Origin of the sequence: Streptomyces gelaticus, assembly GCF_014649535.1 — a bacterium.
GTDB lineage: Bacteria > Actinomycetota > Actinomycetes > Streptomycetales > Streptomycetaceae > Streptomyces > Streptomyces gelaticus.
Genome location: NZ_BMTF01000101.1, coordinates 1 through 768 on the forward strand (window position 1 = coordinate 1; position 768 = coordinate 768).

Below are 768 nucleotides of genomic sequence, written 5' to 3' on the forward strand. Positions count from 1 at the left end.
TCGCCCTCACCGACCTCACCACACGCCACGAGGGCCTGCGCACCGTCTTCCCCGCCCACGAGGGCACCCCGCACCAGCGCATCCTCCCCCCGACCGGCATCGACCTCCCCTTGATCACCACCACCGAGGAGGAGCTCACCGCACGACTGGCCGACCTCTCCTCGGCCACCTTCGACCTGGCCGTCCAGCGGCCGATCCGCACACATCTGCTCTCGGTCGGCGAGCAGGAACACATCCTGCTGGTGGTCATCCACCACATCGCCTCCGACGGCTGGTCCAACGGACCGCTCTTCCGCGACCTGGCCACCGCCTACGAGGCCCGTACCGGGGGCACCGCCCCCGCGTGGGAGCCGCTGCCGGTCCAGTACGCCGACTACTCCCTCTGGCAGCAGCGGCTCCTGGGGAGCGACGAGGAACGCCAACTCCACTACTGGCGCGCAGCGTTGGCAGACCTTCCGGAAGAGGCCACGCTCCCGGCCGACCGGCCCAGGCCGGCCACCGCGTCCAACCGGGGCACCACGCACACCGTGCACTGCCCGGCCGACCTGCACGACTCGCTCACCTCGCTGGCCCAGGAGACCGGCAGCACCCTGTTCATGGTGGCCCAGGCGGCGGTGTCCACGCTGCTTTCCCGTTCGGGTGCGGGCCACGACATCCCGCTCGGCTCACCCGTCGCGGGGCGCACCGACCCGGCGCTCGACGACCTCGTCGGCTTCTTCGTCAACACTCTGGTCCTGCGCACGGACACCAGCGGTGACCCGAGTTTCC

The 768-nt window shown here is 71.1% G+C and carries 1 protein-coding gene; it reads left to right on the forward strand.

What is annotated here, in order from left to right:
- The coding region (locus tag IE107_RS34550) for a condensation domain-containing protein (RefSeq protein ID WP_229867493.1) at nt 1-768 on the forward strand (768 nt) is incomplete at both ends.